Source organism: Paraburkholderia gardini, assembly GCF_907164545.1.
Lineage (GTDB): Bacteria > Pseudomonadota > Gammaproteobacteria > Burkholderiales > Burkholderiaceae > Paraburkholderia > Paraburkholderia gardini.
On record NZ_CAJQZB010000001.1, the window covers coordinates 97884 to 123920 of the forward strand.

At 63.3% G+C, this 26037-nt stretch carries 19 protein-coding genes; 12 read left to right on the forward strand and 7 right to left on the reverse strand.

Annotation, left to right across the window (positions count from 1 at the left end; all coding sequences use genetic code 11):
* The first annotated feature begins 1 nt into the window (after nucleotide 1).
* A complete protein-coding gene (locus LPA37_RS00430) occupies nucleotides 2–1033 on the forward strand; it encodes a lysylphosphatidylglycerol synthase domain-containing protein (RefSeq protein WP_228976091.1) in 1032 nt (343 codons plus the stop codon).
* On the opposite strand, the gene LPA37_RS00435 is transcribed toward LPA37_RS00430, so the two are convergent.
* Together LPA37_RS00435 and LPA37_RS00440 are read right to left on the reverse strand one after the other, a co-directional pair.
* Complete coding sequence (locus tag LPA37_RS00435; protein WP_228975802.1) at nucleotides 1015–2418, reverse strand: ATP-binding protein; 1404 nt, start codon at nucleotides 2416–2418, stop codon at nucleotides 1015–1017. The two genes, LPA37_RS00430 and LPA37_RS00435, sit on opposite strands and share 19 nt — an antisense overlap.
* Nucleotides 2415–3074, reverse strand: coding sequence for a response regulator (locus LPA37_RS00440; protein ID WP_228975800.1), 660 nt, complete (start codon nucleotides 3072–3074; stop codon nucleotides 2415–2417). Before LPA37_RS00440 ends, LPA37_RS00435 begins: the two co-directional genes overlap by 4 nt.
* On the opposite strand from LPA37_RS00440, the gene LPA37_RS00445 reads away from it, so the two are divergent.
* The 4 genes from LPA37_RS00445 (at nucleotide 3073) to LPA37_RS00460 (ending at nucleotide 6795) form a co-directional block, all read left to right on the forward strand.
* Nucleotides 3073–3765 carry a hypothetical protein gene (locus tag LPA37_RS00445; RefSeq protein ID WP_228975798.1) on the forward strand — a complete coding sequence of 231 codons (693 nt, stop codon included), beginning with the start codon at nucleotides 3073–3075 and terminating at the stop codon, nucleotides 3763–3765. The genes LPA37_RS00440 and LPA37_RS00445 overlap by 2 nt on opposite strands.
* A gap of 426 nt (nucleotides 3766–4191) precedes the next feature.
* Nucleotides 4192–5133: a hypothetical protein gene (locus LPA37_RS00450; RefSeq protein ID WP_407672462.1), complete on the forward strand. Its 942-nt coding sequence runs from the start codon at nucleotides 4192–4194 to the stop codon at nucleotides 5131–5133.
* 270 nt (nucleotides 5134–5403) lie between these two features.
* On the forward strand, nucleotides 5404–6312 hold the full coding sequence (locus LPA37_RS00455) for a hypothetical protein (RefSeq protein WP_229011006.1): 909 nt from the start codon (nucleotides 5404–5406) through the stop codon (nucleotides 6310–6312).
* Nucleotides 6313–6318: 6 nt separating this feature from the next.
* Nucleotides 6319–6795 (forward strand): metallophosphoesterase family protein, encoded by a 477-nt coding sequence (locus LPA37_RS00460; protein WP_229011008.1) that lies wholly within the window; start codon nucleotides 6319–6321, stop codon nucleotides 6793–6795.
* A gap of 94 nt (nucleotides 6796–6889) precedes the next feature.
* Here LPA37_RS00460 and proP read toward each other — a convergent pair whose 3' ends face one another.
* The 3 genes from proP to argA all read right to left on the reverse strand — a co-directional run bounded on the left by proP (nucleotide 6890) and on the right by argA (nucleotide 10763).
* On the reverse strand, nucleotides 6890–8359 hold the full coding sequence (gene proP / locus LPA37_RS00465; protein ID WP_228975790.1) for a glycine betaine/L-proline transporter ProP: 1470 nt from the start codon (nucleotides 8357–8359) through the stop codon (nucleotides 6890–6892).
* Between the two features lie 696 nt (nucleotides 8360–9055).
* Complete coding sequence (locus tag LPA37_RS00470) at nucleotides 9056–9331, reverse strand: oxidative damage protection protein (RefSeq protein WP_228975788.1); 276 nt, start codon at nucleotides 9329–9331, stop codon at nucleotides 9056–9058.
* 52 nt (nucleotides 9332–9383) lie between these two features.
* The gene (gene argA / locus LPA37_RS00475) at nucleotides 9384–10763 is read right to left on the reverse strand and encodes an amino-acid N-acetyltransferase (protein ID WP_228975786.1); all 1380 of its coding nucleotides are present in this window, start codon (nucleotides 10761–10763) and stop codon (nucleotides 9384–9386) included.
* A gap of 563 nt (nucleotides 10764–11326) precedes the next feature.
* Between argA and hrpA the strand changes: the two genes are divergently transcribed.
* Nucleotides 11327–15508: an ATP-dependent RNA helicase HrpA gene (gene hrpA / locus LPA37_RS00480; RefSeq protein WP_229011011.1), complete on the forward strand. Its 4182-nt coding sequence runs from the start codon at nucleotides 11327–11329 to the stop codon at nucleotides 15506–15508.
* A 66-nt stretch (nucleotides 15509–15574) separates the two neighbouring features.
* Here the strand turns inward: hrpA and LPA37_RS00485 are convergent, their stop codons facing one another.
* Nucleotides 15575–17206: a YadA family autotransporter adhesin gene (locus LPA37_RS00485; RefSeq protein WP_228975775.1), complete on the reverse strand. Its 1632-nt coding sequence runs from the start codon at nucleotides 17204–17206 to the stop codon at nucleotides 15575–15577.
* 909 nt (nucleotides 17207–18115) lie between these two features.
* Between LPA37_RS00485 and LPA37_RS00490 the strand changes: the two genes are divergently transcribed.
* The 4 genes from LPA37_RS00490 (at nucleotide 18116) to LPA37_RS00505 (ending at nucleotide 22182) form a co-directional block, all read left to right on the forward strand.
* Complete coding sequence (locus LPA37_RS00490; protein WP_228975772.1) at nucleotides 18116–19129, forward strand: YVTN family beta-propeller repeat protein; 1014 nt, start codon at nucleotides 18116–18118, stop codon at nucleotides 19127–19129.
* Nucleotides 19130–19216: 87 nt separating this feature from the next.
* Complete coding sequence (locus tag LPA37_RS00495) at nucleotides 19217–20215, forward strand: sterol desaturase family protein (RefSeq protein WP_228975770.1); 999 nt, start codon at nucleotides 19217–19219, stop codon at nucleotides 20213–20215.
* 280 nt (nucleotides 20216–20495) lie between these two features.
* Nucleotides 20496–21326 carry an EI24 domain-containing protein gene (locus tag LPA37_RS00500; protein ID WP_228975768.1) on the forward strand — a complete coding sequence of 277 codons (831 nt, stop codon included), beginning with the start codon at nucleotides 20496–20498 and terminating at the stop codon, nucleotides 21324–21326.
* A gap of 25 nt (nucleotides 21327–21351) precedes the next feature.
* Nucleotides 21352–22182, forward strand: coding sequence for a competence/damage-inducible protein A (locus LPA37_RS00505; protein WP_228975766.1), 831 nt, complete (start codon nucleotides 21352–21354; stop codon nucleotides 22180–22182).
* A 184-nt stretch (nucleotides 22183–22366) separates the two neighbouring features.
* Here the strand turns inward: LPA37_RS00505 and LPA37_RS00510 are convergent, their stop codons facing one another.
* Nucleotides 22367–22831, reverse strand: coding sequence for a rhodanese-like domain-containing protein (locus tag LPA37_RS00510; RefSeq protein ID WP_228975764.1), 465 nt, complete (start codon nucleotides 22829–22831; stop codon nucleotides 22367–22369).
* Between the two features lie 441 nt (nucleotides 22832–23272).
* On the opposite strand from LPA37_RS00510, the gene glnA reads away from it, so the two are divergent.
* Together glnA and glnL are read left to right on the forward strand one after the other, a co-directional pair.
* The gene (glnA, locus tag LPA37_RS00515) at nucleotides 23273–24688 is read left to right on the forward strand and encodes a type I glutamate--ammonia ligase (RefSeq protein ID WP_228975763.1); all 1416 of its coding nucleotides are present in this window, start codon (nucleotides 23273–23275) and stop codon (nucleotides 24686–24688) included.
* Between the two features lie 197 nt (nucleotides 24689–24885).
* Nucleotides 24886–26025, forward strand: coding sequence for a nitrogen regulation protein NR(II) (gene glnL / locus LPA37_RS00520; RefSeq protein WP_228975761.1), 1140 nt, complete (start codon nucleotides 24886–24888; stop codon nucleotides 26023–26025).
* The last annotated feature ends 12 nt before the right edge of the window (nucleotides 26026–26037 follow it).

Consider the following 26037-nt stretch of genomic DNA (forward strand, 5'->3'; position numbering starts at 1 on the left):
GATGAAGCATCTGGGCCGGATTACGGCGCTCATCGGTCTCGTGATCTCGCTTGCGCTCGTGTATCGGGAACATCCTGCCGCGGTTCTCGGATTGATGCGCGAGGCGGGTGCCGGTCTCGTGCTCGCCGCGCTCGCTCACGTGCTGCCGATGCTCGCCAATGCGCGTGACTGGCAGACGCTGATTCGCGGCACGCGGCGTCCGCGTTTCACGCACATGCTGCGTCTCGTCTGGGTACGCGAATCGGTGAACAGCATGTTGCCGGTTGCGCGCGTGGGCGGCGAAATCGTGTCGTTCCGGATGCTGCGGCGCTGGGGCGTCAAATCGCCGGTCGCGGTGGCGAGCCTTGTCGTCGACATGCAGCTCACCGTCATCAGCCAGTTGATGTTCACGATGGTCGGCATCGGTTTTCTGTTCGCGCATGCGCAGTCGGGCACGTTGCGGCTGGCAGGTGATCTGGCATGGGGCGTCGTCGTGCTCGCGCCGTTACTCGTGTTGTTCGCGATGGTGCAGCACGCGAGCCCGTTCGAGCGGATCACGCGCGTGCTCAATCGCGTGACGAGCGGCAAGCTCGCCGCGCTGACGGGCGAATCCGCGCGGATCGACCGTACGATCAAACACATCTGGCGCAGGCGAGCGACCGTGCTGCGTTATCTCTTCTTCTGGCAGCCGCTGCAGTGCATCGCGACTTCGCTGGAAATCTGGATCGCGCTGTATTTTCTGCACGCGCCGGTGAGTTTCACCGAAGCAGTCGTGATCGAATCGCTGATCCAGGCCGTGAGCAGCGCAGCGTTCTTCGTGCCGGGCGGTCTCGGCGTGCAGGAGGGCGGCTTTATCCTGATCGGCGGCGCACTCGGCCTCGATCCGGCAACGTGCCTCGCGCTCGCGGGCGCGCGCCGCCTCCGCGATCTGCTGATTTTCATTCCCGGGCTCGTTGCGTGGCAGTTCGCCGAATCGACGCGTGAAGCGCGCGCGACGGCATGGCCGCCGGCATCGCGACGCAACGCCCCGGACCGTCAGGCTACCGGTTCGTAAGCGGGAAACGAAATCTCTGTCGCCAGCCCGCGATTGCCGATACCGGTGCCGAACGTCAGCCGCGCATCGAAGTGCTCGACGATCCGCGCAACGATCGACAACCCGAGTCCGCTGCCGTTCGCCTCGTTTCCTTTCGCCCTGAAAAAACGGTTCGTCAGATTCGCAAGATCGCCGTGCGCGACGCCGGGTCCGTCATCGCGCACGGTCAGCAACACGCGTCGCGATTCGCGGCGCACGGCCACTTCGATTGCGCCGCCCGCGCGGCCGTACTTGATCGAGTTGTCGATCAGGTTGTCGAGCAGAATGCCGATCAGCACGGGTTCCGCGGTGATCTCCGCCTGCAGGTCACCGGTCAGCGCGACGGTCATGTTCTTTTGCAGTGCGTTCTGTTCGTTCGCAAGTACCGCATCGCGCGCGACGACGCCCGCCTGCAGCGGCGACGTGCTCAACTTTTCGTGTTCGTCGAGCCGCGCGAGCAGCAGCAACTGCTCCGCGAGCCGCGCGCTGCGATCGACGCCCTGCACGACGCGCTGCATCGCCAGCCGCTGCAGCGCCGGGTCGGATTCGCCCAGCGCGACCTGCGCCTGAACCTTGATGGCGGCGAGCGGTGTCTTGAGTTCGTGGGCGGCGTCGGCGGTGAAGGCGCGCTCGCGTTCGATCGAATGTCGCAGGCGCGAGAGCACATGATTGATCGCGTCGACGAGCGGGCGCACCTCGGTCGGCGCGCGGCCCATGTCGATCGGCTCGAGCTTGTGGATATCGCGCGCGCGGATCGCTTTCGACAATATCTTGAGCGGTGCCATGCTAAAGCCGATGCTGAACCAGACGAAGAGCGCGAGCACCGGCAGTGCGATGACGATCGGTCGCGCGATGCGCCGCGCGACACCGCTTACGAGATCGCTGCGTGTATTGGCCGGCTCGAATACGCGCACGCTGTGACCGAGCGTGGTGTTGCGCAGCGTGAACGTGTGCCACGACTGGCCGCCGAGCACCATCGTGCGGGCGCCGCTCGTGGGCGGCACGGGCAGATCGGCGGCGTGCAGCGCGACGAGTTGCGGGCTCGCGGCCAGCACGCGGTTGTCGGCGTCGCGCACCTGGAAGAGCGCGTCGCGCGGCAGCGTGTCGTCGTCATCGTCGTCGCTCGCGCCAGGGTCGCCGCCTTTTTCTTCTTCACGCACATCGATACGCGCGTTGGCGAGCGTGACCAGGTTCTGCTGGTCGAGCAACGCGAGAATCTGCGCGAGTTCGGCGAGGCGGGCGTTTTCCCAGTCGCTGACTTCGTCGCTGGCCTGCTGGTAGCTCGACACGAGCGCGATGCTCCAGACGAGCGCGATGCTGGTCAGCACGAGCAGCATCAGGCGACGGCGGATCGACCCCAGGATCATGGTTTCTCCACGACGTAACCGATCCCGCGCACGGTCGTGATCAGCGTCGCGCCGAGCTTCTTGCGCAGGTTCGAGATGTGCACTTCGATCGCGTTGCTCTCGACTTCTTCCTGCCAGCCATAGAGGCTTTCTTCGAGCCGCGAGCGCGATTGCGGCACGCCGGGATTCGTGACCAGCTGATGCAGGATCGCCCATTCGCGCGACGTCAGCGGTACACGGGTTCCATCGAGCGCGGCAGTGCGCGCGGCCGGGTCGACGGTGAGGTCGCCGTGACGGATCAACTCGACGCTGCGGCCCTGCGCGCGCCGCAGCAGCGCACGGCAGCGCGCGATGAGTTCAGCGAGATCGAAGGGCTTGCCGAGATAGTCGTCGGCACCGGCGTCGAGGCCGTCCACGCGATCGGCGACCGTGCCTTTCGCGGTCAGCACGAGCACGGGCACGTCCTTGCCGGCGGTGCGCAGGCGCCGCAGCACTTCCGTGCCGGAAATTCGCGGCAGGCCGAGGTCGAGAATGACGAGTGCGTAATCGGTGGTGGAAAGGGCGAGATCGGCCTTGTGTCCGTCCCGCGCCCAGTCGACGGTGAAACCCGCCTGACGAAGGCCTGCTTCGACACCGCAGCCGATCAGGTCGTCGTCTTCAACAAGGAGCACACGCATGAGAAAAATATCCGTTTCAGGTGTCGCGATGGTGCGGCGCATGCCTGTCGTTTCGCGGATTGCGAATTCACGATTGCCGGATGTGAATCGCAATGTCGCGCAGTATCGCGACGACAGCTTTGCCGAAGGCATATTACGCTGCCTTGCACGCGTTTTCCTTGCAATCGCTGCTTCAGGTTTCCTTCAGGTTGGATCGGTACTATCGGCAGCAGGTGAAATGCGCCAGCGTCAAGGCACGCGTTTTGTTGCTGATTTTCCCACCGATGTCGTTCTGGATAAATCACCCGGTCCCGTCATGAAGCCAGCCGTCGTCGACATGCTGCGTGCCCATCTGCTGACCGCATCGCTCGCCGCGATGTGCTTTCAGGTCATCGCGCTGGCGTCGCTCTTCTTCGACGTCTCCGAGGCGTCGCTCGAATCCGTGCCGTTCAGGGTGCTCGCGCTGGGGTGTGTCGTCACGAGTGTGCTGCTCACGCGGCAGGTTGCCTCGATGTCGTTCAGCCGTGCGCTGCACAGCCATCACGCGACGTATCGCACGGCGAGCGCGCTGGGCGGTGTGGTGTCGGTGGCGTCGAACTGCCCGCTGCGCAGGCTGGTGATCCTGCATCTGCGCATGAGCGGCAGGCCGTTCGAGGTGGTACAACGCCAGCCGTGCCACGCGAAGGCGGGCGGTAGCGCGTTTCGCCGCTGAACCGGATCCGTGGTTTTTCGATACGTCTGACTTTCGAACTGGTGTAGCAGCCACACCGGCCAGGTGCGCAAAGCTGACGCCGTGCTGCATCCCTCCATCAGCCCGTCCATGTAGCGCCACTTGCGATGCCGGTCCATCGCGGTGTCGAGCGACGCGGCGCGAATCCCTCTTCCCCGACAGAAAATCGACGCGTTCCGGATAATGCGGAACGACGGCCACGTTGGGCGAAGTCGCGGCATATCGTCAGTCTATGTAAGTCTATAAATGGCAGGCATTCGCGTCTGCGAGTGCTGTCAGGCAAAATGGTCAGCCCGACCGGCCTGCACATGATCCATACGGTTTGCAAGGCGGCCCGGCTGAATGACCGGACAGTTCAGGCGCGACACTGCGTCCGCTAAAGAAAACACAAACGACTGGAGACGAAACATGCACGTGCTGACTCAAAGCCGGACCGCTTGCCGCGCGCGTGCAGGGTGGCTATCGCTGGCAATCCTCGTGGTTTGTCTGCTGGCGGGAATGCCCGGTCACACGCTGTTTGCCCAGGGCACCGACAACGCCGCGACGCTTCGCAACAGGTTTCAGAGCCTGACGCAGCAACTCGAACACAATCCGTTTCACCGGCAGCTTTATATGGATTCGTCGGAATCGCCGACGAACCTCAAGGGCGACATTTACGCTGTCGTCGACTATCCGTTCGCGACCGTGAACGGCGCGCTGAACGACCCGGCGAATGGTCCGGCCAACTGGTGCGACGTGCTGATCCTGCATCTGAACGTGAAGTACTGTCATGCCGCGACACACAATGGCACCGCGCAGCTCAGCGTGAACCTCGGCAAGAAGGTGGAAGAGAAGCTGTCGTCGACTTACCGCGTGCAGTTCAACTACCGCTCCGCGGTGACCAGCGCCGATTATTTCCGTGTCGAACTGAATGCGGATACAGGCCCGCTCAGCACGAAGAATTACCGGATCGTGCTGGAGGCGATTCCGCTCAGCGGTAACCGTACGTTCCTGCATCTGACTTACGCCTATGGCTATGGCGTCGCGGGACGCCTTGCGATGAAGACGTATCTGTCGACCATCGGCAGCGACAAGGTCGGCTTCACGACGGTGAACGATGCGTCATCGGGGCAACCGGAATATATCGGCGGCGTGCGCGGCCTGCTCGAGCGCAACACGATGCGCTACTACCTCGCGATCGACGCGTATCTCGGCGCGTTGCAGGCGCCTGCGGGCGCGCGTCTGCAGCAGCGTCTCACGACGTGGTTCGATGCCACCGAACAATATCCGCGGCAGCTTCACGAAGTGGATCGCGACGACTATCTTCAGATGAAGAACAACGAATACCAGCGCCAGCAGACGGCGCAGTAGCGGCGCGGCAAGGGTGTGGCTCACGCGCATGACGCCCTTGATGAGCGATTCCGGCCGCGCTGGCCTCGTCAGGTGCGTGGGGTTATCGTTATTTCCGGCTGCGGCGGGTGCTCGTTACTGGCTTGCTACACTGAATGGGTATCCCTGCCTGCCGGTTCCCGCGCAAGAACGACGCCACTGCCGTTGCCCGTCCAGATCAGGATTTCGTATGAACAGAGGCGCCCGGAACCGGTCGCCGTTGCGTGGCCGGGATCGACCCGGAGGTTCCTCATGTCCAGCATATTGCGTTTGCGTCTGTCGGGGACCGTCGTGCTTGTCGCGCTGTGCGTCGCGACGACGGCGGTGTTCGCGGCGCGCGCGCAGCGGACGCCCGATGCGGTTCCCTCCCAGCTTCTGAGCGACGACGAACGCGTCGATTTTTGTGCGCAGATGCAGCGCGCGACGACGCCGGCCGCACGGCTGGCCGTTTTCGCGCGTCTGCGCGATACGCTGACGCCGCGCGCCAGCGTGCAGGCGGTCGCGTTGCCCTCGTGGCTGCTGGACGGGCGTGAGCCCCGCGCGTCGGGGCGTTCGAAAGACAGCATTCCAGGCCTCGGATGCGCACCCGGCGCCGCGTCGCATTCCGCACCCGCGGCGACCCAGACGCCGGCGGCGCCATCGCGTGAGGTTGCTGTCGGGAGTACCTCGCGATCAACGCCCGTAGCGTCCATGGCACCCGCCCCGGTTCGCGATGAACCTGCACAGCCGCGATCGCGGCCCGAAGCGCCCGTGCCCACGACGGCGAACGCATCTGCTGCTGCCGTTGCAGCGATTCCGGACGCGGCGCACGGCGGATTTCCCGCTGGGCGCGATCACGGAATCGACTTCGTGACAGGCGGAGTGGGCGAGGACGAGGCCGCCGCGCTGCGCCAGCTCGCGTCGAGCTACAACATGCGCGCGACGTTCACGCTTCGAAACGGCGAGTATCTGTCCGGCGTCGCGGTGCAGGTGTCGCGTGCCGATGGTACGGTCATGCTTTCGACGCACACGGAAGGCCCATATCTTTTCGCGCGGCTGCCGTCAGGGCACTATCGGGTGCTGGCCACGGTCGACGGCATGACGCGTGCCCGCGAGCTTTATGTGCCTTCACGCGGCGGCGTGCATTTCACGCTGACGTGGCCCAATGCTTCCGCACGATAGCTCGCAATGAAAATGCAAACACCATCGCGCATTGGCGTGATTTCCGACACGCACAATCTGGTGCGTCCTGAAGCGCTCGCGCATCTGGCCGGCTGCGAGGCGATCATCCACGCGGGCGACATCTGCGGACAACCGGTGCTGGATGCGCTTGCGCGGATCGCGCCTGTCAGCGCGGTGCGCGGCAACAACGATACCGGTGGCTGGGCGGCGTCGCTGCGCACGCGCGAGATCGTGACCGTGCAGCAAACGAAGATCCTCGTCGTGCACGATATCGCGGACATAAAAAGCGATCCGAGCGAGGACGGGATCGGCGTTGTGATCACCGGTCATTCCCACAAGCCGCTGATCGATACCCGCGATGGCGTGCTGTACCTCAATCCCGGCAGCGCCGGTCCGCGACGGTTCAGATTGCCCGTCACGGCAGCGATCCTGCTGATCGACGGCGCGCATGCGGAGGCTTCGCTGCATCGGCTGATCGAATGAAAAAGCCAGCACGAAGCTGGCTTTTCCCGTGAAGCGATAAAGAACGCACAGGTGCTGACGTTACCCGAACGCCGCACCCAGGCACCTGACTACATCAAGCGCGTGCCGTTGCGGCCGATGCATAGGCTTCGTCCATTTCGGCGGCTTCGCGTTCGCCGCGCAGCACCGCGTGCGCTTCGGCGCGTGTCGCCACGCACGGACCCGAGCCGAGCAGCGGCTTGCGTGCGGTCTCGCGCAGCGCCAGCACCGACACGATCCCGATCAGCGATGCGCCCATCAGGTAGTACGCCGGCATCATCAGGTTGCCGGTCGAGTTCACGAGCCACGCCGTGACGAGCGGCGTCGTGCCGCCGAAGAGCGACACCGAAATGTTGAAGCCGATGGCGAGCGCGCCATAGCGGATCTTCGTCGGGAAGAGCGCCGGCAGCGCCGACGGCATCACGCCCGTGAAGCACGACAGCAGCGTACCCAGAATCAGCAGGCCGAGGAACACCGGCAGCATCGCGCCGGTACGGATCAGCAGCAGCGACGGGATCGACAGCAGCAACAGGCCCACGCAGCCCGCCAGCATCACCGGCTTGCGGCCGACACGGTCCGACAGACGGCCGGCATACAGCGTCATCGGCATCATCAGCACCATCACGACCAGCACGAGAAAGAGACCGTGTGTTTCGTTGAAGTTGAGCGTCGCGGACAGATAGCTCGGCAGATACGACAGCGCCATGTAGTCGGTCACGTTGAAAATCAGCACGAGGCCGACGCACAGCAGGAGCGGTTTCCAGTGCTGCGCGAGCAGATCGCGCAGCGACTGCTTCGGCGCAGCCTTGTCCTCGGCTTCACGCTGCTCGGCCTGCTTTTTGAATGCAGGCGTTTCTTCGAGCTTCATCCGGATGTACAGACCCACCAGACCCAGCGGCCCCGCGATCAGGAACGGCACACGCCAGCCCCACGAAAGCAGCGCGTCCTGCGAGAGCGTCGCGCTCAGCACGGCTACCGTGCCCGCGCCGAGCACATAGCCGATCAGCGTGCCGAATTCGAGGAAGCTGCCCATGAAGCCGCGTCTGCGATCGGTCGAGAACTCCGCGATGAAGGTCGCCGCGCCACCGTATTCGCCGCCGGTCGAGAAACCCTGCACGAGACGCGCGACGAGCAGCAGCACCGGCGCGAAGATGCCGATCGACGTGTAGCTGGGAATCAGGCCGATGGCGAACGTGCCGAGCGCCATCATGATCATCGTCATCGCGAGCACACGTTGACGGCCGATGCGGTCACCCAGTGGGCCGAACACCATGCCGCCGATCGGGCGCACGAGGAACGCGGCCGCGAACGTGCCGAATGTGGCGATCAACTGGGCGGAGGGGCTGCTCGACGGGAAGAACACCTTGCCGAGCGTGACGGCGATGTAGCTGTACACGCCGAAGTCGAACCATTCCATCGCGTTGCCGAGCGCCATGGCGCCGACGGCACGCTTGAGAAGGGATTTATCGACGATCGTGATGTCGTCGAGGGTCAGGCTGTCTTCTTTTTTGTGATGTCGCCAGAAGCCGTTGCTGGAAGCGGTCAAGGTTGATACTCCAATGACTGCGGCTGAAACGCATGAGCGATCCGCCACGGTTGCCGGAAAAGTGCAGTTTCGCGAAAACGTTTTCTCGCCGTGGGTCCACAGACCGCACACGGGCGGAAAAAGAAACGCCCGTGCCTCGCGAGGGTGGTCGCGAAATTGCACTCGTTCGAGTTGCTGCTGACTGTTGCACCTGCGTGGCCGTTGAAGGGGGGCAGATGCATGAGGACGCTGAACAGGACAGGTTGCCCGCCCGCGCCACTGAAAGGCTTGAAACGAAAAAGGCCGGTGATTTATCGCGACTCCGTAAGGGAAGTGCGATGCGACCGACAAGCCTTCTTGTATAAAAACTATTCAACCCCGACCGGCTGACTCCTGTTCGACACAGGTTGACCGGTTGTGAATTGAACGCGAATGATGGTGGATTGCTGTTGAAACGAGGCACATAGTAGCATGATGACGGCGGATCGTGCAAACGCGGCGGCCGGCCGGGGGCTGCCTGACCTTGCTCGATCCCACGCCTGGCGGGCGATCGGGCGGATTGTGCGGGAATGAAAAAGCGGCCTGAAAGCGGGGGCGATGAGCAGCGTAAGCGGGTGAATTCCTGCTCGCCGACAGAGTGAAAACCCGGCGAAAAGTATCGCTATCGGGTAAAAAAAATCCGCGCAGCGCGCGGATTTTTCTCGAGGATGGCGGAAATCAGCCTTGCGGCGGCGGCACGTAGCCAGCGGCCTGATCGGCGCCTTCGCCGAAGAAAAACTTCTCCGTCTGCTTCATCAGGTACTGGCGGGCGCGCGGATCGGCCATGTTCAGGCGGTTTTCGTTGATCAGCATGGTCTGGTGCTTGAGCCACGCCTGCCACGCTTCCTTCGAAATACCTTCATAGATGCGCTTGCCGAGTTCGCCCGGCAGCGGCGGAAAATCGAGGCCTTCGGCTTCCTTGCCGAGCTTCGCGCATTGAACCATACGAGCCATGCTGTGTTTCTCCTGTATCAGTGTGGGGCGGCAGTCGCCTTGTCTGGGCCGTTCAGAGCTGTTTCATCAGCACGAGCGACTTGCGCTGCCAGTTATAGAGCCGGCGACGGTCTTCAGGCAGGTCGTCGACCGTGACCTTCACGAAGCCGCGCTTCAGGAACCAGTGTTCGGTGCGGGTGGTCAGCACGAAAATGCGCGTCAGGCCGCGTGCGCGTGCGCGCTGCTCGATGCGCTTGAGGAGCCGTTCGCCGTCGCCCGAGCCTTGCGCTTCCGGCGACACCGTCAGGCACGCCATTTCGCCGATGCGCTCCTGCGGATACGGGTACAGCGCCGCGCAGCCGAACAGCACGCCATCGTGCTCGATGACCGAGAAATGATCGATATCGCGTTCGATCTGGTGGCGGCCGCGCCGCACCAGCGTGCCGTCTGACTCGAGCGGCTCGATCAGCGTCAGAATGCCGCCGACGTCGTCCGGCGTCGCTTCGCGCAGGCTTTCGAGGTTCTCGTACGAGATCATCGTGCCTACGCCGTCGTGCAGGAACAGTTCGAGCAGCAGGCTGCCGTCGAGCGCGTAGGGCACGATGTGCGCCCGCGCGACGCCGCCGCGGCACGCGCGGATCGAATGTTTCAGGTAGAACGCCTCGTCGCCCTGCAGCTCGCCGCTTTCGTGCAGCTTGTAGGCGTCGTCGAGCGAGAGTTCGCGGATGAGCGCGCCTTCTTCATCCATCAGGCCGGCCGTTTCGGTCAGGAACACGATCTTGTCGGCGCGCAGCGCGATCGCCGCCGCCGAAGCCACGTCTTCCATGTTCAGGTTGAACGCCTCGCCGGTGGGCGAGAAGCCAAGCGGCGAGAGCAGCACGAGCTTGCGGCTCGCGAGCGAATGACGGATCGAATCCGCGTCGATCTTGCGCACCACGCCCGTGTGCGCGAAATCGACGCCGTCCAGAATGCCGACTGGCCGCGCCGTCACGAAGTTGCCCGACACGACGCTGATGTGCGCATGCGCCATCGGCGTGTTCGGCAGGCCCTGGCTGATCGCCGCCTCGATATCGAGACGCACTTCGCCGGCGGCTTCCTTCGCGGATTCGAGCGCGCGGGCATCGGTGATGCGCATGCCGTGCGAAAACTCCGACTCGACGCCATGCAGGCTCATCTGCTCCTCGACCTGCGGTCGCGAACCATGGACGAGCACGATCTGGATGCCCATCGCCTGCAGCAGCGCGATATCGGACACGAGCGCGTTCAGAAGACCCTGATGCACCACCTCGCCGCCGAACCCGACGACGAACGTCTTGTTGCGGAACGCGTGAATGTACGGCGCGACCGAGCGCATCCAGTCGACGAACTGCGCGTGGTGGGCGATGTCTTCCGCGGTGCCGGACGAAGCCGGAACGCTCGCGGGCGTGGGGACGAGGTCGGTTTGGGAATTCATGCCCGGGATTATAATGCGCCCCCATGTCGAACGTACCCAAAAGTCCCACTGCGGTGAATGCGAATCACAAGCCCGAGGGCGGGCGAGGCGAGCCGGCGCACACGCGCGAGGATCGCGCGGGCGTGGGGCACACGCCGCGCAACCCCGTGGACGATACGCGGGAGGCGTCACAAACGGACGCCGCCAAAGCCGCGCGAGACGATCGCGCCAGTAGCCAGAAGCCGGCGGCACAGAAAGAACAGGCTCGCGGGACGGATGCACTGGCATTGTTGCGCCAGGCGCTTTTGCAGCAAAAACCGCCGCCCGGGCCGCCACAAAAGAAGCAGTCGAAGCCGCCGGAGCCCCCGGTTAGCGCGCCGTCACGCGCTTCTGGAGCGGAGCAGCCAGACGCGGCTCGATCCCCGAAAAAACCTTCGTCCGGCGAGCCGGATGATGCGCGTGCGCAACGGGCGCAGGCGCAGGTTTCCCCGCGAACTTCGCAACCGTCGCCAGACGCACGGCGAAACCTGCGGCAGCAGCGCCGTGACGGAACGCCGCGCGAAGCCGGACGCGCGGACAGTGCGATGCCGCCGCGCAAGGAAGGGGCGTCGCCGGGTGCCGTGCAACCGCACGGCGCGCAGCGTTCGCGCAACGAAGCCCAACCGCGAAACCCGGCGCAGCGGCGCAACGACGGCGGGCCGCCCAGGTCCGGTCAGCGGCGCCATGAAGAACAGCCGTCCCAAAACGACCCCGCCGCCCCGCGCGAAAAGAAACCGCCGCGTGCCGCGCGCGTCGTGGAGCCGAACCCCGTTCCGCCCATTACGTTTCCCGAAGCGTTGCCCGTGTCGGGCCGGCGCGACGAGATCGCCCGCGCGATCTCGGAGAATCAGGTGGTGATCGTGAGCGGCGAAACCGGCTCCGGCAAGACCACACAGCTGCCGAAAATCTGTCTGGCGCTCGGACGCGGTCCCGGCGCGGGCGGCTCAGGTCTGATCGGCCACACGCAGCCGCGCCGGATCGCGGCGTCGGCGACGGGCCGGCGCATCGCCGAGGAACTCGGCACGCCGTTCGGCGAAGTGGTCGGCTACAAGGTGCGCTTCACGGACAACCTGTCGCCTGGCGCATCGGTGAAGCTGATGACGGACGGGATCCTGCTCGCCGAAACGCAGACCGATCCGCTCCTCAAGGCCTACGACACGATCATCATCGATGAGGCGCACGAGCGCAGCCTGAACATCGATTTCCTGCTCGGCTACCTGCGCGAGATCCTGCCGAAGCGTCCCGATCTGAAAGTGATCGTGACGTCGGCGACGATCGATGCCGGCCGCTTCGCGCGCCATTTCGGCAGCGACGAAAAACCCGCGCCGGTGATCGAGGTCAGCGGGCGTCTGTATCCGGTCGAAGTGCGTTACCGGCCCGTCGTCGAGGACAGCCCCGCCGTGAAATCGGCGGAGGGCACGTCGTCCGGGCGCGAGCGCGCGGATCGTCGGGAGCGCCAGAAATCGCAGCGCGATGCCGATCGCGACCTGATGGAAGCGATCGTCGATGCCGTCGATGAACTCTGCCGTGAAGGCCCGGGCGACGTACTCGTGTTCCTGCCGGGCGAGCGCGAAATTCGCGATGCCGCCGAGGCGCTGCGCAAGCATCATCCGCCGCATACCGAAATCCTGCCGCTGTTCGCGCGCCTTTCGGCGGCCGAGCAGGAGCGCGTGTTCAAGGCGTCGAACGCGCGCCGGATCGTGCTCGCGACGAACGTCGCCGAAACGTCGCTGACCGTGCCGGGCATTCGCTATGTGGTCGACTCGGGTCTCGCGCGCGTGAAGCGTTACTCGTATCGCAACAAGGTCGAACAATTGCAGATCGAGTCGATTTCGCAGGCGGCGGCGAACCAGCGCGCCGGACGATGCGGCCGTGTCGCCGATGGCATCTGCATCCGTCTGTACGAGGAAAGCGACTACCAGGGCCGCGTGCGGTTCACCGATCCGGAAATCCTGCGCTCGTCGCTCGCGTCCGTGATCTTGCGGATGAAGTCGCTGCACCTGACTGAAATCGAAACGTTTCCGTTTATCGAGCCGCCGCCAGGCCGGGCGATCGCCGACGGCTACCAGTTGCTGAACGAGCTGGGCGCCGTCGACGACGATAACGCGCTGACGCCGCTCGGCCGCGAGCTCGCGCGCCTGCCGCTCGATCCGCGCGTCGGCCGGATGATTCTCGCCGCGCGCGACCAGCAGGCGCTGCGCGAAGTGCTGATCATCGCGAGCGCGCTGTCCGTGCAGGACCCACGCGACCGGCCGGTCGAAGCGCAGGAGCAGGCCGATCAGGCGCATCGCCGCTTCGCCGACGACCGTTCGGAATTCCTCCAGTGGCTGAAGATCTGGACGTGGTTCGAGGAAGCCGTCGCGCACAAGAAATCGAACAGGCAACTGGTCGACGCGTGCCGCGCGAATTTCCTGTCGCACCTGCGGCTGCGGGAATGGCGCGACGTGCATTCGCAGTTGCTGACGGTGGTGCGCGAGCACGGCTGGCGGCTCAACGAAAGCGAAGCGACGTTCGAGCAGATCCATCTGGCACTTCTGACGGGCCTGCTCGGCAACATCGGCCTGAAGGCGGATGACGAGCCGTACTATCTCGGCGCGCGCAGCATCAAGTTTTACCTGTGGCCGGGCTCGGCGCTCGTGAAGAAGGCGGGCCGCTGGGTCATCGCCGCGGAACTGGTCGAGACGAGCCGTTTGTACGCCCGCTGTATCGCGAAAGTCGAGCCGGAGTGGATCGAGCAGATCGGTGCGCATCTGCTGAAAAAGTCGCTGTCCGAGCCGCATTGGGAAAAGCGCGCGGCACAGGTGTCGGCGTTCGAGCGCGCGGTGCTGTACGGTCTGCCGGTGTATCACCGGCGGCGTGTGAGTTTCGGCAGGCAGGACCCGACGCGTGCGCGTGAGCTGTTTATCCGTGGCGCGCTGGTCGAGGGCGAGTTCGATACGAAGCTCGCGTTTTTCGCGCATAACCGCAAGCTGCTCGCCGACATCGAGCAGCTGGAACACAAGTCGCGCCGCCAGGATGTGCTGGTCGACGACGAGCTGATCTTCGGCTTTTACGACCAGGCGATTCCCGAGGGCATTTATACAGGCGCGTCGTTCGAGCGCTGGTACAAGGACGAAGTTAAAAAGAGCGGGCAGACCGGGGACAAGCTGCGTCTGCTGTATCTGTCGCGTGACGATCTGATGCGGCACGAAGCCGCTGGCGTCACGACCGATCTGTTTCCGAAGCGCATGACGATGTCAGGCGTCGAAATGGCGCTCACGTATCACTTCGAGCCGGGTTCGCCGCGTGATGGCGTGACGGCGGCCGTTCCGCTCTATGCGTTGAACCAGGTCGACGCGCGCCGCTGCGAATGGCTCGTGCCCGGCATGCTGAAGGAGAAGGTGCAACTGCTCCTGAAGTCGCTGCCGCAAAAGCTGCGCCGCCACTGCGTGCCGTTGCCGGAGTACGCCGCGGGTTTTGTCCAGCGCACCGGTGGCCCGCGTTTCGGCGCGGGCGGTCTGCTCGAAGCGCTGATCGCCGATGTGCGCGAACAGACGCAGATCGCGATGAAGCAGTCGGACTTCAAGCTCGAGACGCTGCCGGCGCATCTGTTCATGAACTTCAAGGTCATCGACGAGCACGGCCGGCAACTTGCGATGGGCCGCAATCTTGCGCAACTGCGTGCTGAACTCGGCGGCCAGGCGCAGCAACATTTCCAGAAGATCGCGGCAGGCGCCGCGCCTGGCGGCGCACCGGGCCTGTCGGGACACGTTTCCGGCGATGCGGTGCCGCGCGATGCGGCATCGGTGTCGCCTTCCACGAAAGCCGGCACGCGTGGCGGGCAGGGTGGAAGTACGGCACAGACGGCGGCAGCGGGCAGCAATACCGTGACCGCGCTATACGAAAACCTCACGACGTGGAATTTCGGCAAGCTTCCCGAGTTGCTTGAAATTCGCCGTGGCGGGCAGACCCTGTTCGGCTACCCGGCGCTCGTGGATCGCACGGCACACTGCGACGTCGAAGTGTTCGACTCGCCCGAAGAAGCGGCACGGATTCATCGCGCCGGTCTGCGACGTCTCTTTGCGCTGCAGCTACGCGAGCCGATCAAATATCTCGAGAAGAACCTGCCGGGCATACGCGAAATGTCGATGCAGTTCATGCCGCGCGGCACGCAGGAAGAATTGCGCGACCAGCTGGTCGACATGGCGCTCGATCGCGCCTGCCTGCAGGATCCGCTCCCCGATGACGACCTCACGTTCCACACACGACGCGACGAAGGCCGCGGCCGTCTGACGCTGCTTGCCCAGGAAATCGCACGCCTTGCCGGGCAGATACTGGCCGAATACGCCGCGGTGACCAAAAAGCTCGTGCAGGCGAAATCGTTCACGTCAGCGCATGCGGACATGCAGAACCAGCTGAATGCGCTGATCGGCAAACGCTTTGTCGTCGATACGCCTTATGTGCAACTGGCACATTTCCCGCGCTACCTGAAGGGGATCGCGTTGCGTATCGACAAGCTGAAAGCCGACCCGGCCCGCGATGCGCGCCAGTTCGCGGAATTCCAGCCGCTGCTGCAGCACTATCAGCGTGCGATCGCGCAGCGCGGCGGCGTGATGGATTCGCGGCTCACGGAATTCCGCTGGCTGCTAGAGGAACTGCGGATTTCGCTCTTCGCGCAGGAGCTGCGAACGCCGATGCCGGTCTCCGTCAAGCGTTTGCACAAGGTATGGGAATCGATGCAACGCTGAGCGGCGCCAGGCGAGCTCGCGTGTGGCGCATGTGCGGTGGCCCGCTGCGCTCACACGCGTGATGCGTTACCAGTGCATGCCTGCTCCAGCCGATGCGCCGAATTCGCCGCGCGAACTGGCGGTGCCCTGGACCTTGTAGGCCCATTTTCCTGTTCCCGAGAGTTGCGACACGCCGAGCGCCACGGCGGACTGGCCGCCATAGGTGCCGGCCGCGGCCGCCACCATGCCGTGACCGGGCAACACTGCCTGCGGCAGTCCGGCAACCGCCAGCGCGGAAGCCGTGCCGCCGTAAGCATCGCGGCGGGCGGACCGCACCTGGTCGTCGGCATAACGGTTCGCCTGGCCGACCGCGCCGCTCATGCCCTGGTTCAACTGGTTCACGTTGACCGCATCCGTGCCCTGCACGCCGGCCGCAACGTTTCCAATCTGCCGCTCCGCGCCCGCCGCGCCGACTGAAACCGTATTCGCCCGATCCGCAATGGATCCCGCGCCAAGCGCCACGGCGTTGTCCGCGCTGACGCTGGCGCCCGCCCCAAGTGCGGTTGCGTTCGCAGCGCTCGCGACCGTGTTCGCACCAAGTGCGACGGCGCCGGTTCCGGTTGCCCGGGCGTTCGCGCCAGCCGCGACGGAGTGCGCGCCGCTCGACTGTGCGGCTTCGGTATCGCGATCGCCATCGGCGCTGAAGAGTGGATTGGCGGCATTGACCGCGATGTGCCCGATCGCGTCGCCCACCGCGGCGTTTAACTGGCCGACGTTGACCGCGTCGAATGCGTCGATCCCGTTCGCGACGTTATGGATGATCGTCCCGCCGCCAGTCGCGCTGCCGGCAAGCGTGATGCTGTTGTGGTTGACGGTGGCGTCGGGGTTCGTGTCGTAGGTGACGGCGCTTTCGGCCCGGGTTGCCGCCTGATCCGCCTTTGCGCTCACGGCGTTCAGCTGCGCGACGTTGACTGCATCGTGCGCATCGACGCCATCCGCGACGTTGTGAATCACCGTGCCGCCTCTTGCCGGATCGCCGCCGAGAGTGAAACTGTTGCGGTTGAAGGAGCCGTCCGCGTAGCGGTCATAGAACGCGGCGCCTTCGACCTTGCTGTCGAGCGCTTTCAACTGGCTCAGATTGACCGCATCGGTATCGGCCGCACCTGCGGCGACGTTCGTGACGCGCCGCTCCGCACTGGCGGCACCCACGGAGACTTCGCCGGCGGCCGTGGCGCCCGCGATCATGAGCGTCGCGCCGACTGGCGTGAACGCGAGTGTGGCTAGATTCGCGTACGTCGTGGAGTCGGCGCCAAGCGCAACGCTGTTCGCGCGCGTGGCCTGGGCGCCGTTGCCGATCGCGACGGACGACAGTCCGCTGGCATTCGCCGCCGCGCCGACAGCCGTGCTGCGCGAACCCGTCGCGGTGGCGAAGATGCCGGTTGCCGTGGCGAGATCGACGGCTTTCGACTGATAACCGGCCGCAAACGCGCCGTTGCCGGTGGCGCTCGCGTCCTTGCCGGTCGCCATCGCACCGAGCCCGCTGGCGCGCGCGTTGCCGCCGATCGCGATGGCGCCGGTGCTTGTCGCGGCCGCGCCGTCGCCGACGGCAACCGCATCCGCACCGGTGGCGCTCGCGCCGTTACCGGCTGCGACAGCCGCCGTGCCGGTAGCACGTGCATTGGCGCCCGCCGCGACGCTTCCGGAGCCGGCAGCAGCCACGGCGTTGTCGGAATCGTCGTTGGCGCCATCTGCCTTGAAATACGGATCGGTGCCGCTGACGGCCGAAACGGTTACGGCGGAGGTTATCGGCGCCGCCGCCTGTTCCAGTTGGGGAGCGCTGGCGGCAGGGGCTGACGCCGAGGCATATGCCGATGTGGCCCCAGCCGTCGCCAGCAGGGTCGCCGTCGCGAACCGGATTAAAATCCGCCCATGCATTGAGCGCAGGGTCGAGACAGGATGCGCGTTACGGAAGTCAGGTTTGACGTTGATGGATGGGTCGTAGGGTCGATGCATTCCTGAAATACTCTGCCATGTTAAGACCGTGAACTCATCAGTGAGTCTGCTTTCGGATCGATTGACCTGTGCAGGCTTTCTTCGACCGATAAGAATCCAGCTCAGGCCGCTACTGGCTATTACAGTGCGGATGAGATAGATGTGGAAAGTCCTGTGCGAAACGGGTCGCACAGTGTTTTCTCACTGAAATGATCAGGGATTTGTTGCGGGGAAAATGATTTGATCTGATTTTCCCGTATGGCAGATTTAGCAGGTATGAGTTAACTCTTAAATCCACAATGGCTATTTGGCTTAAGACGAATATAAATATATTCAGATAAAATTAATCGGAGTCTGATATTTTTATGGGAAAATTAAATGCGAGGCTGATTGATTAATCGGATTCTTATTTTTACGAGTGAAAATCAGAGCACATTGAGATCAAGAGCCGTTCGCGGAGGATTGCAGCTGAGTTTGCCTGCGACTGCGGGCCATCGTCGGCGGCAGTGGCTCAGAGCGCGGTCCGTAAGCGCAGTCCCGGTGGCGCGCGTTTTTTCCTGCGTGAGGCCGACCTGCGTCAACCGCGCGCGCGGGCAAACGTTCTACAATGATGGCTATTCTCCGACGTGAGTTTTCATGCGCAATTTTTTTCTTTCCCGCCTGACCAGTACGCTGGCAGCGGGCGCTGCCCTGGTTGTCGCAGCGGGCTTTTTTTCTCCAGTAGCGCAAGCGAACAACGTGATCGTCCTCAATTCCGGCGAGGCAACGCTCAGTCTGGTCGATGAGGCGACCCGCCAGGTCGTCGGCACCATTCCAACCGGCAAGGAACCGCATCATCTGATGGTGACGCCGGACAATTCGTCGCTGATCGTCGCCAACTCGGTCTCGAACAACCTGATGTTCGTCGATCCGAAAACGGGCAAGGTGCAGCGCTGGGTCGAAGGCATCGAAGATCCCTACCAGATCGGCTTTTCGCCGGATCACAAGTGGATGGTCACCACGGGCCTGCGGCTCGACCGGCTCGATATCTATCACTACGACGGCCACAACCTGGCGCTTGCGAGCCGTCTGCCGCTCGGCGTGATGCCGAGTCACATGGCGTTCACGACCGACAGCAAAACGGTGTTCGTCACGTTGCAGGTGTCGGGCGAACTCGCCGCGATCGATCTCAACACGCAGCAGGTCAAGTGGAAGATGAAGGTCGGCAAGGTGCCGGCTGGCCTCTGGATGACGCCGGGCGAGAAATATCTGCTGGTCGGCATGACGGGGGCGGATTATGTCGCGGTGGTCGACTGGAAGAACCAGAAGATCGTGAAAACGATTCCGACGGGCAAGGGCGCGCACAACTTCCGCTCGCTGGTTGACGGCAGGCACGTCGCGGTGTCGAATCGTGTCGCGAGTACCATCAGCATCATCGACGAAGACACGCTCACGAACGTAGGCGACATCACGGGCCTGATGCCGGGGCCGGACGATATGGAGCTTTCGGCCGACAGGCGCTATCTGTGGGTGACGTTCCGGTTTGCGAAGCACATCGGCATCATCGATCTGTCCACGCGTAAACTGATCCAGACGATCGCAGTTGGACGCTCGCCGCATGGCATCTATTTCTTCGATCGCGCGCCGGTTACGGCGCCGAACGGCGCATAGGTCGCCACCCGCACTGGCGACGCATGATGCAGAAGTAGCGGGTTGAAGTAACGCATTGACGTATCGGGTTAAAGCACGGCAGGCACCATGTTCCACACGATTTTTTCGACTCTCGATAGTTTCGTCTCCGCAGTGCAGACGCTGCTGTACGTCGACGTCGTGCAGCCGCTGCTGTTTCGTCTCGACCTGATGGACTACGACGAGGACACCTACGACAGCCTCTACTGGGTGATCGTCGGTGTGTTCGAGGTACTGGCCATGTATGCCGTGCTGCGACCGCTGGAGGCGTTGTGCCCTGTCGAGCGGTGGGAGAACCGCAACGCGGTGCGTGTCGACGTGCTCTACACGTGGATCGCGAAGCTCGGCATCCTGAACCTGTTTTTCTTCTTCGTGCTGCAACCGTTTTTCGACGGCATACAGGGCTGGCTGCGGCTGCATAACATCGCGAACATCGAGTTCGACAACCTGTGGCCCGGCGTCACCACGCAACCGCTCGTCACGTTCCTGATGTATCTGGTCGTGCTCGATTTCGCAGGGTACTGGTATCACCGTGGCGAACATCGCTTCGGGCTCTGGTGGGAACTGCATGCAGTGCATCACAGCCAGCGTCAGATGTCGCTGTGGTCCGACGACCGCAATCATCTGCTCGACGACGTGCTGCAGGCGTGCTTTTTCGCCGCGATCGCGCTGGTGATTGGCGTGCCGCCGTCGCAGTTCGTCGTACTCGTGGCCATTACGAATCTCGCGCAGAGCGTTCAGCACGCCAATATCCGGATGTATTTCGGCTGGCTGGGCGAGCGGCTGCTCGTCAGCCCGACGTTCCATCGCCGGCATCACGCAATGGGTTACGGCCATGAGGGCACGACCTACGGATGCAATTTCGGCGTGCTGTTTCCGTGGTGGGATCAGTTGTTCCGGACGGCTTCGTGGGTTCGCGAGATGGAGCCGACCGGTATTCGGGATCAGCTCGAGGGCCGTCAGTACGGCGACGGTTTCTGGGCGCAGCACTGGCTTGCGCTTGTGCGCATTGCCCGGCGGGTCGCACCGGGGCGCCGTGGGCAGGGTAGCGACGCCGCGCCCGTCTGAGCGAACTGCGCCCGTTTCTTCCGCTTCGTCTGGTTTTGCTTCGCCTGCAATCAGCGACCGCATCGTCGCTAACGCTTCTGTTCATATGCGCTGCCGCAGCGGGTTTTCCCGGTGGCGCGGTCCCTGGTTTATCCTGTCCACAGTTCGACCGGCGATGATCACGGTTGAGCGGGCGTGTGTGTCCGACGTTGTTCGTCGTTGACCTCCTGTTCGCCAACCGTTCCGTCCGTCGCCCTGTTTCTCGTCCATCCATCGCTTCATTCACCGGTATCTGGCTCGCATGAATGACCTGTTGCGCTCGTTTGGGCGCGCACTTTCCAGCGCGCTCCATCCGCGCATGCTCTGGCTGACGTTCATGCCGTTCGCGGCGGCGGCGATCGTATGGGGCGTCATCCTCTGGTTTTCCTGGCAGACGTGGACCGATGCCACGCGAGCGTGGCTCGAGAGCTGGGCGTTCACCACGTCGCTCTATGGCATGTTCGACTGGCTCGGGTTTTCGTCGCTGCATGCGGTGATCGCGCCGTTCATCGTGATTGCGCTCGCGATCCCGCTGATCGTCGTGACCGTGCTGCTGCTGATCGCGACACTTTCGATGCCGGCCGTCATCCGTCACCTGGCCGCGAGGCAGTTTGCCAGCCTGGAGATGCGTCGCGGCGGAACGTGGTACGGTAGTCTGATTCACGCGCTGTGGACGACGCTCATCTGTCTCGTGCTGCTCGTGGTGACGCTGCCGCTGTGGCTCGTGCCGCCATTCTTCGCGCTGATTCCGCCGCTGTTGTGGGGCTGGCTGACGTATCGCGTCATGACATACGATGCGCTCGCGTTACATGCCACCAGCGAGGAGCGTCGCGCGCTGGTGCGCCGGCACCGGTTGCCGTTGTTGCTGATCGGCGTCGCGAGCGGTCTGCTGGGTTCGCTGCCGACGCTGCTCTGGGCGTCGTCGGTCTGGCTGATCGTGCTGTTTCCGGTTGTGACGGCCGCGACCATCTGGATCTATGCGTTTATCCTGGTCTTTTCGGCGCTGTGGTTCGGTTATTACTGCCTGCGCGCGTTGCAGCGCATGCGTGCGGAAGAACACGGGACGCGCACCGCAGTGACGGTTCCGTACTGAAACCATTTTTCAGGAAGAGGCGGCAATGGCATTTGGCGTCATCATCATCGGCGACGAAATCCTGTCGGGCAGACGAACCGACAAGCATCTGCCGAAAGTCATCCAGCTTTTGACGGAGCGTGGCCTCGCGTTAGGCTGGGCAGAATACATCGGCGACGACCCGGAACGCATCACGACGACGTTGCGCCGCTCGTTCGCTTCGGGCGACATCGTGTTTTCGACGGGCGGTATCGGCGCGACGCCGGACGATCACACCCGTCAATGCGCCGCGGCTGCGCTCGGTGTCCCGCTCGAACTGCATGCCGAGGCCGCCCGGCTGATCCAGGAGCGGATCAGCGACATGCATGCGGATGCTTCCGGTGCACCGCCGGATCTCGATTCGCCGGAGAACCGCCATCGTCTGAACATGGGCACGTTCCCGCGCGGCGCGTCGATCATTCCGAATGGTTACAACAAGATTCCCGGCTTCTCGGTCGGCGACCATCACTTTGTGCCGGGCTTCCCCGTGATGGCGTGGCCGATGATCGAATGGGTGCTGGATACGAAGTACGCGCATCTGCACCACGCGATGCCGCACGCGGAAAAGTCACTTCTTGTATTCGAGTTGCCTGAATCGACGCTCACGCCGCTCATGGAAAAGATCGAGCACGACTTTCCAGGTGTGCGCGTATTCAGCTTGCCGAGCGTCGGCGATGCGGAGCGGGGCGGTATCTACGCCCGTCGCCACATCGACCTGGGGGTGAAAGGTGAGCCCGAAGCGGTTGCCGCGGCGTTTGTGAAGCTGCGCGCGGGCGTGCATCTGCTCGGTGGCGATATCGTCGAACTCGACGCGGCGCAGGCGAAACCGCGAGGTTGAACAGGTCCGGCGGTTTTTCTCGCTGCCAGCCGCGTTGCTATCGGCGAGGCCGCAGGCCTCGCGAGATCATCGTTGTGTCACATCCCGCGCTCAGGATGGACGGCCTGGTTGCCGTGAGCGGCGTGGCTTCGGCTGGCCCGGCGTTTTCCGTCGATCAGCCAGGAACAGAAAACGCGGGCACCCGTCACGCGCCGATCCACGGCAGACCGCGGAAACACCAGCCCGAGACCGTTTTCCGATGACCCTGGCCGTCCTTGTCGCCTTCGAAGCCTTCCAGCAGGTCAAACGCCTGCGTAAAGCCCACCTGGGTTGCAGCGATAGCAGCGAGCTTCGAGCGGGCTGCGCTGCGGCACAGAAACAGTACAGGTGTGTCCTGCGCGGCAACCTTGCCCAACTGGTCGAGAAACTCCGGGTTCGGTACGCCACCCGGATAACGTGTCCACTCGACGTGGGCGTATTGCCCATCACCGATGACCGGCCGGCCTACCCAGTCGAGCTCGGCGCGGGTGCGAACGTCAACAAGGCGTGTGCGCGGATCAAGTTGAAAAAGCTCGAATGCCTCCGCGGGCGAAAGCGCGCCTGCGTACGGCAACTGGTTCTCGACACGCCGTTTTTCGGCCTGCGCGTACAACTGTTCGAGCGTGCTCATGACGGCAAATCTCCTTCGTGCTGGAAACCAAAAGGTCATTCTAGCGCGCAGGCTACGTCACGCGTACCTGGCCGTTCGGCCGGTGCAAAATCCACCGGACGCCTGTTATGCTCCATCGAGGTGCAAACATGACTTTGTGCACCAAAACGGGATGGATGGATTGGTCTCGCTAACTGTGAGCACTGTTATGGTGCGTATTCATGTGGGCCGTCGTGGTCAATGCGCGGTTTTGCGTATCGGAATTCCCTGTAAGTGCGCGTAGTGGAAGGCTTTCGCGCCAGTCTGGAACATGTTGGCATGGAAGCTGCTTTATACGACCCGATCGATTCAATCGCCGTTTTTTTAGCCCGATCTGCCAGATCGGATAGACGTGCGGTGGCGGGTCAGCTAGATTTGGGCGGCGGCAGAATCCGCCGAATTCGTTAATCAGGAGAATAGGTTATGAGTAAATCCGTGGCCGACGTCATGCAACTCGTCAAGGACGAGGACGTCAAGTTTGTCGACTTTCGTTTCACCGACACGCGCGGCAAGGAGCAACATGTTTCGGTGCCGGTGTCGCACTTCGACGAAGACAAATTCGAAAGCGGCCATGCGTTCGACGGTTCTTCGATTGCCGGCTGGAAGGGCATTGAAGCTTCGGACATGCTGCTCGTTCCGGACGCCGACACGGCGTTCATCGACCCGTTCTACGAAGAGTCGACCCTCGTCATGACCTGTGACGTCGTCGAACCGGCGGACGGCAAGGGCTACGAACGCGACCCGCGTTCGCTGGCAAAGCGCGCTGAAGCGTACCTGAAGAGCACGGGCCTTGGCGACACGGCTTTCTTCGGCCCGGAACCCGAATTCTTCATTTTCGACTCGGTCCGCTGGAACACGGACATGTCGGGCTGCTTCGTGAAGATCGGCTCGGAAGAAGCACCGTGGTCGTCGGGCAAGGAATTCGAAGGCGGCAACACGGGTCACCGTCCGGGCACGAAGGGCGGCTACTTCCCGGTCGCGCCGGTCGACCAGTTCCAGGACATCCGCTCGGAAATGTGCCTGCTGCTCGAACAGATCGGCATTCCGGTCGAAGTGCACCACCACGAAGTGGCAGGTCAAGGCCAGAACGAAATCGGCACCAGATTCTCGACGCTCGTGCAGCGCGCGGACTGGACGCAGCAACTGAAGTACATCGTCCACAACGTCGCGCATACGTACGGCAAGACGGCTACGTTCATGCCGAAGCCGGTCGTGGGCGACAACGGTTCGGGCATGCACGTTCACCAGTCGATCTGGAAGGACGGCCAGAACCTGTTCGCAGGTAACGGCTATGCGGGCCTGTCGGAATTCGCGCTGTTCTACATCGGCGGCATCATCAAGCACGCCCGTGCCCTGAACGCGATCACGAACCCGACGACGAACTCGTACAAGCGTCTCGTGCCGCACTTCGAAGCACCGGTGAAGCTGGCCTACTCGGCACGCAACCGCTCGGCATCGATCCGCATTCCGCACGTGTCGAACCCGAAGGGTCGCCGTATCGAAACGCGCTTCCCGGATCCGATGGCCAATCCGTACCTGTGCTTCTCGGCGCTGATGATGGCGGGTCTCGACGGCGTGCAGAACAAGATCCATCCGGGCGAAGCAGCGGACAAGAACCTGTACGACCTGCCGCCGGAAGAGGATGCAAAGATCCCGACCGTGTGTGCCGGCCTCGACCAGGCGCTGGACGCATTGCACAACGACCGCGAGTTCCTCACGCGCGGCGGCGTGTTCACGGATTCGATGATCGACGCTTACCTGGAACTGAAGGAAGCGGAACTTCAACGTGTGCGTATGACCACGCACCCGGTCGAGTTCGAACTGTACTACTCGCTGTAAGTGGCGATGGCGCTTCGCCGGAGGAAGGCGAAGCGCGCGTCCGAACGTTCGCGACTGGTCACGAAGGGACGGCGGCGCCGTCCCTTTTTTGTTGAGCGCTCGCGCAGCGTTGCTGGACCGTTTTCAATGCTGTTGCCGTACCTCGAATTAGCCGTGTTCGCCTCATCACCGTTTCATACCGACCAGATTGATACAAGATGGATCTGAAGAATCTGATCAAGGCCAGGAAAGGGCACGCCGAACCGCTGTCGAGCGACGCCCAGCTCCTCGAATCCGGTCTGCTGCCTGGATTCGAAGCGTTGCCGACGGTTGTGCTGGTGCTGGAAAAGCGCACGTTGCGCGTCGCGTTCGCGAATCCTTCCGCCGAATCGATGCTTGATCTGTCGCGCCGGCAACTTACGCAGATGATGTGGCCGGATATTTTCTCGAGCGCGGACGAGTTGCTGCTCACAATCGCCTCGATCGCCGAACACCGTTTCCATGCGACCCATCTCGATGCGGTTCTCGAGCGGCCCGGCCACGAACCGCTGCATGTGCATGCGATCGTCGGTTTTCTCGAGAGCGCGCCTGACTACGTGCTACTCGAACTCTTCGAGAACGAACGACATCTGCGCACCGATCGCGAAGAGCGTATCCAGGATCTGACCGCAGTGAACAAGCAGTTGATCCGCAATCTGGCGCACGAAATCAAGAACCCGCTTGGCGGCATCCGGGGCGCCGCGCAACTGCTTGAATTCGAATTGAGTGCGCGTGAACGCGACGAGCTGCGCGAGTACACGCAGGTCGTCATCAAGGAATCCGACCGGCTGCAGACGCTCGTCGACCGGCTGCTTGAGCCGCACCGTCATCCGCATATCGTGGGCGACGTGAACATTCACGAGGTGTGCGAGCGCGTGCGCGCGGTGATTCTCGCGGAGTTTCCGCGCGGTCTCACAATCGAGCGCGACTACGATGTGAGCGTGCCCGACTTGCGTGGCGACAAGGAGCAGCTGATCCAGGCGCTCCTGAACATCGTGCGCAATGCGGCCGAAGCATTACGTGAACGTATTCTGCAAGGCGATGCGCGTATTGAATTGCGCACGCGCGTCGCGCGCAAGGTCACGATTGCGAAACGCCTTTGTAAGCTGGCATTGGACTTGCATATCATCGACAACGGTCCCGGTATTCCCGAGGATATCCGGGACCGCATCTTCTATCCGCTCGTTTCGGGGCGTGAGGATGGAAGCGGTCTTGGCCTGACGCTCGCGCAGACATTCGTACAACAGCACGACGGTCTGATCGAAGTGGAAAGCCGGCCGGGTCACACCGAATTTCAGATCCTGCTGCCCCTTGAGTAATCGCCCGTTCCG

Excerpts from the sequence above, each read along its gene's own strand:
- LPA37_RS00430 (WP_228976091.1), top strand. The coding sequence starts at position 2 with ATGAAGCATCTGGGCCGGATTACGGCGCTCATCGGTCTCGTGATCTCG.
- LPA37_RS00435 (WP_228975802.1), bottom strand. The coding sequence starts at position 2,418 with ATGATCCTGGGGTCGATCCGCCGTCGCCTGATGCTGCTCGTGCTGACC.
- LPA37_RS00445 (WP_228975798.1), top strand. The coding sequence starts at position 3,073 with ATGAGAAAAATATCCGTTTCAGGTGTCGCGATGGTGCGGCGCATGCCT.
- LPA37_RS00440 (WP_228975800.1), bottom strand. The coding sequence starts at position 3,074 with ATGCGTGTGCTCCTTGTTGAAGACGACGACCTGATCGGCTGCGGTGTC.
- LPA37_RS00450 (WP_407672462.1), top strand. The coding sequence starts at position 4,192 with ATGCACGTGCTGACTCAAAGCCGGACCGCTTGCCGCGCGCGTGCAGGG.
- LPA37_RS00455 (WP_229011006.1), top strand. The coding sequence starts at position 5,404 with ATGTCCAGCATATTGCGTTTGCGTCTGTCGGGGACCGTCGTGCTTGTC.
- LPA37_RS00460 (WP_229011008.1), top strand. The coding sequence starts at position 6,319 with ATGAAAATGCAAACACCATCGCGCATTGGCGTGATTTCCGACACGCAC.
- LPA37_RS00470 (WP_228975788.1), bottom strand. The coding sequence starts at position 9,331 with ATGGCTCGTATGGTTCAATGCGCGAAGCTCGGCAAGGAAGCCGAAGGC.
- argA (WP_228975786.1), bottom strand. The coding sequence starts at position 10,763 with ATGAATTCCCAAACCGACCTCGTCCCCACGCCCGCGAGCGTTCCGGCT.
- hrpA (WP_229011011.1), top strand. The coding sequence starts at position 11,327 with ATGCCGCCGCGCAAGGAAGGGGCGTCGCCGGGTGCCGTGCAACCGCAC.
- LPA37_RS00490 (WP_228975772.1), top strand. The coding sequence starts at position 18,116 with ATGCGCAATTTTTTTCTTTCCCGCCTGACCAGTACGCTGGCAGCGGGC.
- LPA37_RS00495 (WP_228975770.1), top strand. The coding sequence starts at position 19,217 with ATGTTCCACACGATTTTTTCGACTCTCGATAGTTTCGTCTCCGCAGTG.
- LPA37_RS00500 (WP_228975768.1), top strand. The coding sequence starts at position 20,496 with ATGAATGACCTGTTGCGCTCGTTTGGGCGCGCACTTTCCAGCGCGCTC.
- LPA37_RS00505 (WP_228975766.1), top strand. The coding sequence starts at position 21,352 with ATGGCATTTGGCGTCATCATCATCGGCGACGAAATCCTGTCGGGCAGA.
- LPA37_RS00510 (WP_228975764.1), bottom strand. The coding sequence starts at position 22,831 with ATGAGCACGCTCGAACAGTTGTACGCGCAGGCCGAAAAACGGCGTGTC.
- glnA (WP_228975763.1), top strand. The coding sequence starts at position 23,273 with ATGAGTAAATCCGTGGCCGACGTCATGCAACTCGTCAAGGACGAGGAC.
- glnL (WP_228975761.1), top strand. The coding sequence starts at position 24,886 with ATGGATCTGAAGAATCTGATCAAGGCCAGGAAAGGGCACGCCGAACCG.